Here is a 5,714-nt window from a genome sequence, read left to right as displayed (position 1 = left end):
TATGCGATCTTCGGCAGCGTCAGATCTGTATAAGAGACAGCCGCCCGGCCCGTCCCCGCTTCCGTTCCCGGACCTCCGGAGGGTTGCTCCGTTTGACCGGGTGGCCGGTCAGCCCGTAACGTGCTGAGGTCGAGTCGCATCGACGGAGATGCCGCGTGCCCGCCGGCAGCCCCTCCAGGCGAGTCCGGGTGGGCCCCCGCTGCGGGGGACCGGACGCGGCCCTCGACGCGACCTATCGAGCCTTTCGGAACCGACCGCAGCACTGGAGCCCCAAGTGAGCAAGCGTACTTTCCAGCCGAACAACCGTCGTCGCCACAAGAAGCACGGCTTCCGGCTGCGGATGCGCACGCGCGCCGGCCGCGCCATCCTGTCCGGTCGACGCAGCAAGGGCCGCGCGCGCATCGCGGTCTGAGCCACCACTGCCGTGCTGCCGTCCGGCAACCGGATGCGGCGGCGGGACGACTTCACGTTGGCCGTCCGGCGCGGTCGCCGCGCCGGACGGCCGACTGTCGTAGTTCACCTGCTCCGCCCGGACGAGGCACCGGCGGCGGACGCTCCGCCGCTGGTCGGGTTCATCGTCGCGCGCACCGTCGGCAACGCCGTCGTCCGCAACCGGGCCCGGCGCCGGCTCCGCCATCTGATGCGCCCGCACCTCGACCTGCTTCCAGCGGGTAGCCTGCTCGTAGTGCGCGCCAACCCCCGCGCGGGAACGGCGCGTCCAGACGAACTGGCCGCGGATCTGGAGTCGGCACTCGGCCGGCTGCTGCGGCCCGCGTCCAAGGGGCGAAGATGAGGAGTCGGCAGGGGGCCGCGTCCCCCGCACAGCACGAGACGGGCCGCCACCCCGGTCCCGTCGCGACCGTGCTGATCCTTCTCGTCCGCGCCTACCGCCGGTTCTTGAGTCCCCTGCTCGGGCAGCAGTGCCGTTTCCACCCCACATGCAGCGCGTACGGCCTGGAGGCGCTCCAGGTCCACGGGGCGCTGCGCGGGACGTGGCTGACGGCTCGCCGGATCGCGCGGTGCCATCCCTTCCATCCCGGGGGTTATGACCCGGTACCGCCGAAGAAGACGTCTGGAACGGTCGGAACGAGCCCCGCCGGGGAATCCGACGACTCCGGGCAGACGTTCACACCTGGACCGTCGGTCTTCTCCGGGGATCCTGAGGGGACGACCCCTCAGCAGCGATCCGCGGCGGTCTCCTCGAACTCCGGCCGTGAGGAAAGCGGCCACGCCCCAGCAGAGCCCAAGGAGCTGCCCGGTGCTTGATTGGTTGTACGAGATCGTCTCTCAGCTCATCGTGTGGATTCACACGGGGCTCAGTACGGTCGTCCCCAAGGACAGCGGATGGGCGTGGGGCGGATCGATCATCCTGCTCACCGTCCTGCTGAGGCTCGCCCTCGTCCCGCTCTTCGTGAAGCAGATCCACGCTTCCCGGAAGATGCAAGACCTGAACCCGAAGGTTCAGGCGCTGCGCAAGAAGTACAAGAACGACAAGCAGCGCATGAACCAGGAGGTCATGAAGCTCTACCAGGAGAACGGGGCCAACCCGCTGGCGGGCTGCCTCCCCCTCCTGGTGCAGATGCCGATCTTCATCGGCCTGTTCCAGACGCTGAAGCGGATCTCGGACGCCAAGCCGGGGCAGAGCGTCTTCGCCGTCTCGTCCGACCTGGTCGCGAGCGCGCAGAACGCCAGCATCTTCGGTGCTCACATCCCCGACACGTTCCTGAACGCGTGGGGCGCCGACCCCAAGAGCTGGACCGCGATCATCATCACCGGCATCGCCGTGGTGATCAGCTCCTGCACGACGTTCTTCACCGTCCGGGCCAGCATGAAGCGGCAGCCGGTCACCGACGACGCGAACCCGATGATGCAGGCGCAGAAGATGATGGTCTTCTTCGCGCCGCTGTTCGGCCTGTTCGGCCTCGGCTTCCCGCTGGGCGTGCTGATGTACTGGGTCACGTCCAACAGCTGGACGCTGGCGCAGCAGCACTACATCTACAAGAAGTACCCGCCGCCCGGCACCAACGGCGACACCGCGACGACGACCACCACCGCGAAGGCCGGCACCAAGGCGGGCGGCGCGAAGTCCGGCGGCGCCGCGAAGGCGGGGGCGAAGGCCGCCGGTGCGAAGGCCGCCGCGTCCAAGAACGGCCAGAGCCCGTCGGGCGCGCGCGCCAAGGCCCGGCTGAAGAAGGAGCCGGAGCCGGCCCCGGAGCCCGAGGAGAAGCCGAAGGTCGTGCGCAACCAGCCGACCCGTAAGCCGCGCAGCAAGCGCAGCGGCACCCAGAAGCGCTAGTTTGAACCCCGAGCAAGTGCCGGAGAAGGAGACCCCGTTGAGCCAGACCGACACCACCGAGGTCGACGTCCAGGCGCTCGAACAGGAAGGCGAGATCGCCGCCGACTACATCGAGGGCCTGCTGGACATCGGTGACTACGACGGCGACATCGACATGGACGTCGAGGGCGAGCGCGCCCTGGTCGCCGTCGTCGGAGCCTCACTGGACGAGCTGGTCGGCAAGCGCGGGGAGGTCCTGGAGGCACTGCAGGAGCTGACCCGGCTGGCCGTCCACCGTCAGACCGGCAACCGCACCCGCCTCATGCTCGACATCGGCGGCTACCGGGAGCGCCGCCGCGCCGAGCTCACCAAGCTCGGGACGGACGTCGCCGACGAGGTCAAGCAGGCCGGCGAGTCCAAGCCGCTCGCGCCGATGACCCCGTTCGAGCGGAAGATCGTCCACGACGCGGTCGCGGCCGCCGGCCTCCGCAGCGAGTCCGAGGGCGAGGAGCCCGACCGCTACGTGGTGGTCTACCCGGCCTGACTCCCGTCCCCGGGACGCCGTCCGTCCGCCCGGATCTGAACGGCTCACCCGGACGCTCTTCCGAACGGCCCCGGTGCTTCAAGCACCGGGGCCGTTCGCATGACCGGGGGCGGACCGCTTTCCTCCATGGTCAAGCACCGCCGCACGCCGCGGAGTGCAGACGACGAACTGTGGATAACCGGCCGATGCGCCAGTCATCCAGCGTGCTGATCCCCGAGAGCGGTTTGGCGGCGGGTACGGGAAGGGCCCCGCGCCCTGGCCGGCGCGGGGCCCCTGTCGCTCGGTGTGCGCCGCCGCCCGAGCACACCGAGCTGGTACCCGAGTTCTGGCTATCGGCGAGCAGTGCGCCGCCACCTGCGACGCGGCGGCAGGCGATCGCCGGAGTCCAAGACCGACGGGCTGTTCTCCTCCGCCGGATCCTGCGCGTAGGTGGGATCCTGGGCGTACGCCGGGTCCTGGGCGACACGGCCGTGCGTTACGCCCTCGTCCGCCGGGTGTTCGATCACCCGTTCGACTCGCTCCGCCGGACGGCCCATGGGAGCGGGGTCCTCGATGATGTGCTCTTCGCGGACGATGGTGCCGGGCTCGTCCCCGTACGCGGGGCCGGCGCCGACGACTCGGCCGGCGCGTTGCCGCGGCCTGGTGTACTTGTAGGTGAAGGCCATGCTGACGAGCCCCACCAGAATCAGGATCCAGCCGACCAGGTGGATGTCGATGCCACTGAGGTCGACGCGCAGGGCGAACGCGAGGATCGCGCCCACGGCGATGAATGCGAGACTGACTCCGATTCCCATGTGTCGGAGCTCCTTCCGGGGGGACGGTCGGGCGACACACAGCCCCTACCCGACGGGCCCCGAATATGCCGGGGGGTCATGTGGTTCTTGCCATAACGCAAGGGTCCGTCCGATCCGGCGCCTGAAGTTATCCACAGGGGACGTTTCGCGTGTACGCCGCTGCCTCGTCATGTGGAACGATTCGTCTGGTGGGGATTGGACGTGAGGTATTCGGTGACGCGCTGCCGGTCGCGGAGCGTTATGCGGCGTTTCTCGCCGAGGCCGGGGTCGAGCGCGGGCTCATCGGGCCGCGCGAGGTCGATCGGCTTTGGGAACGCCACCTGATCAACTGCGCGGTGGTGTCCGAGGCCGTTCCGGCGGACGCGCATGTCGTGGACATCGGCTCGGGCGCCGGGCTCCCTGGCATCGTGCTCGCCATCGTCCGCCCGGATCTGCGGATCACCCTGCTGGAGCCGCTGCTGCGCCGGACCACCTTCCTGGACGAGTGCGTCCAGATGCTCGACCTGGGCAACGTCGAGGTGCGCCGCGCCAGGGCCGAGGAGGTGGTGAAGGAGTTCTCCGTGGACGTGGCCACAGCACGGGCCGTCGCGCCTCTCGAGCGCCTTGCGAAATGGGCCCTGCCGCTGCTGCGTCCGGGCGGCGAGCTCCTCGCGCTCAAGGGGGAACGGGCGCAGGCCGAGTTGGACGAGGCGGAGCCCGTTCTGAAGCGGCTCGGGGCGCGCTCGACCGAACTGCTGCAAGTCGGGCGCGGTATGGTCGACCCGCCGACAACACTCGTCCGTGTGGTCGCCGGCCGAGGAGAGGTTGTCGGGCGACGACAGCGCGCGCCCCGGCGTGCCAGAGGGTCGAGGAAGAGGTCTTCATGAGCACGGGACCAGGACTGGGCCGGCCTGACCGCGCCGACGAATCCCCCGACGAGCAGCCGTCCGGCCTGGGCGGATCCGGCGCGAACGAGGACGGGCGGCCACCGTCCGCAGGTGGCGCGCAGGCGGGTTCCGGCTCGGGGACGGCGCCGGGGACCACGCCCTCGGGGCACGCAATGTGGGGCAATACGACGTCCGGTACCGCGGAGAACGTCGGATACGTTCCGACGCACGCCGGCGCACAGCCGCCGGGGCCGCGCAAAGGACCGAATCAGGGGGAGTCAGAACTCGTGCGCGAGGCGCTCAAGGACGCCAAGGTTTCACATGAAACAGCGGTGACCGCACTCAAAGCGATGTCGGGCCGCAGGGAACGGGAGTGGCCGCGGCCGGACAGATGCCGCGTCATCACCATCGCCAACCAGAAGGGCGGCGTAGGCAAGACCACCAGCTCGGTGAACCTTGCCGCGTCCCTCGCCATGCACGGCGCGCAGGTGCTCGTGGTCGACCTCGACCCGCAGGGCAACGCGTCCACCGCTCTCGGAGTCGAGCACCACGCGGAGATCCCGTCGATCTACGACGTGCTGATCGAGGACATGGCGCTGGCCGACATCGTCGTCAAGGCGCCCGAGATCCCGAACCTGTACTGCGCGCCCGCGACGCTCAACCTTGCGGGTGCCGAGATCGAGCTGGTCTCCAAGGTGGCCCGCGAGTCACGGCTTCGACGGGCGCTCGATGCCTACGAGACCGAAAAGTTCGATTACGTGCTGATCGACTGCCCTCCGTCGCTCGGCCTCCTCACCGTGAACGCGCTCGTCGGCGGGGACGAACTGCTCATCCCCATCCAGTGCGAGTACTACGCGCTGGAGGGTCTCGGGCAGCTCATCCGCACCGTCGACCTCGTCAAGGCGCACCTCAACCCGAAACTGAAGGTGTCCACGATCCTGCTCACGATGTACGACGCCCGGACGCGCCTTGCCGCGCAGGTCGCCGAGGACGTCCGCAACCACTTCGGCGACGTCGTGCTCAACACGGTGATTCCCCGGAGCGTCCGAGTGTCGGAGGCCCCCAGCTACGGGCAGTCCGTCATGACCTACGACCCCGGTTCGAGCGGCGCACTCGCCTACAGCGAGGCCGCCTCCGAGATGGCCCATGGAGGAGCTGTCCAGTGAGCCAGCAGCGACGCGGTCTGGGCAAGGGGCTCGGCGCCCTCATCCCCACCGCCCCGCCCCCGCCGACAC

General features: G+C 69.5%; 8 protein-coding genes. 7 read left to right on the top strand and 1 reads right to left on the bottom strand.

Translation table 11 applies throughout. The features are described from left to right. Positions 1-274: 274 nt before the first annotated feature. Genes rpmH through E1284_RS37830 form a run of 5 tightly spaced genes read left to right on the top strand, consistent with a single transcriptional unit; the run spans position 275 to position 2,819 of the window. A complete protein-coding gene (gene rpmH, locus E1284_RS37850; protein ID WP_067450744.1) occupies positions 275-412 on the top strand; it encodes a 50S ribosomal protein L34 in 138 nt (45 codons plus the stop codon). 12 nt (positions 413-424) lie between these two features. Further along, entirely contained in the window at positions 425-793 is a 369-nt protein-coding gene (gene rnpA, locus E1284_RS37845) for a ribonuclease P protein component (RefSeq protein ID WP_131944955.1), read from the top strand. Beyond that, a complete protein-coding gene (yidD, locus tag E1284_RS44210) occupies positions 790-1,266 on the top strand; it encodes a membrane protein insertion efficiency factor YidD (RefSeq protein WP_131944954.1) in 477 nt (158 codons plus the stop codon). The genes rnpA and yidD overlap by 4 nt, the downstream gene beginning before the upstream one ends. Then, positions 1,259-2,296, top strand: a complete 1,038-nt coding sequence (yidC, locus tag E1284_RS37835) for a membrane protein insertase YidC (protein WP_131944953.1) — start codon at positions 1,259-1,261, stop codon at positions 2,294-2,296. The genes yidD and yidC overlap by 8 nt, the downstream gene beginning before the upstream one ends. A gap of 37 nt (positions 2,297-2,333) precedes the next feature. Further along, positions 2,334-2,819, top strand: coding sequence for a Jag family protein (locus E1284_RS37830; protein WP_131944952.1), 486 nt, complete (start codon positions 2,334-2,336; stop codon positions 2,817-2,819). Between the two features lie 329 nt (positions 2,820-3,148). On the opposite strand, the gene E1284_RS37825 is transcribed toward E1284_RS37830, so the two are convergent. Next, the gene (locus E1284_RS37825; protein WP_131944951.1) at positions 3,149-3,613 is read right to left on the bottom strand and encodes a DUF6458 family protein; all 465 of its coding nucleotides are present in this window, start codon (positions 3,611-3,613) and stop codon (positions 3,149-3,151) included. A gap of 188 nt (positions 3,614-3,801) precedes the next feature. Between E1284_RS37825 and rsmG the strand changes: the two genes are divergently transcribed. Then, positions 3,802-4,479: a 16S rRNA (guanine(527)-N(7))-methyltransferase RsmG gene (gene rsmG, locus E1284_RS37820; RefSeq protein ID WP_131944957.1), complete on the top strand. Its 678-nt coding sequence runs from the start codon at positions 3,802-3,804 to the stop codon at positions 4,477-4,479. Between the two features lie 350 nt (positions 4,480-4,829). Further along, on the top strand, positions 4,830-5,645 hold the full coding sequence (locus E1284_RS37815) for a ParA family protein (RefSeq protein WP_131944956.1): 816 nt from the start codon (positions 4,830-4,832) through the stop codon (positions 5,643-5,645). The last annotated feature ends 69 nt before the right edge of the window (positions 5,646-5,714 follow it).

It is taken from the genome of Actinomadura bangladeshensis, assembly GCF_004348335.1.
GTDB lineage: Bacteria > Actinomycetota > Actinomycetes > Streptosporangiales > Streptosporangiaceae > Spirillospora > Spirillospora bangladeshensis.
This window is presented reverse-complemented; position numbering and strand designations above follow the sequence as displayed.

Coding starts and splice junctions, on each gene's coding strand:
- yidD (WP_131944954.1), top strand. CDS start 790: ATGAGGAGTCGGCAGGGGGCCGCGTCCCCCGCACAGCACGAGACGGGC.
- E1284_RS37815 (WP_131944956.1), top strand. CDS start 4,830: ATGTCGGGCCGCAGGGAACGGGAGTGGCCGCGGCCGGACAGATGCCGC.
- E1284_RS37825 (WP_131944951.1), bottom strand. CDS start 3,613: ATGGGAATCGGAGTCAGTCTCGCATTCATCGCCGTGGGCGCGATCCTC.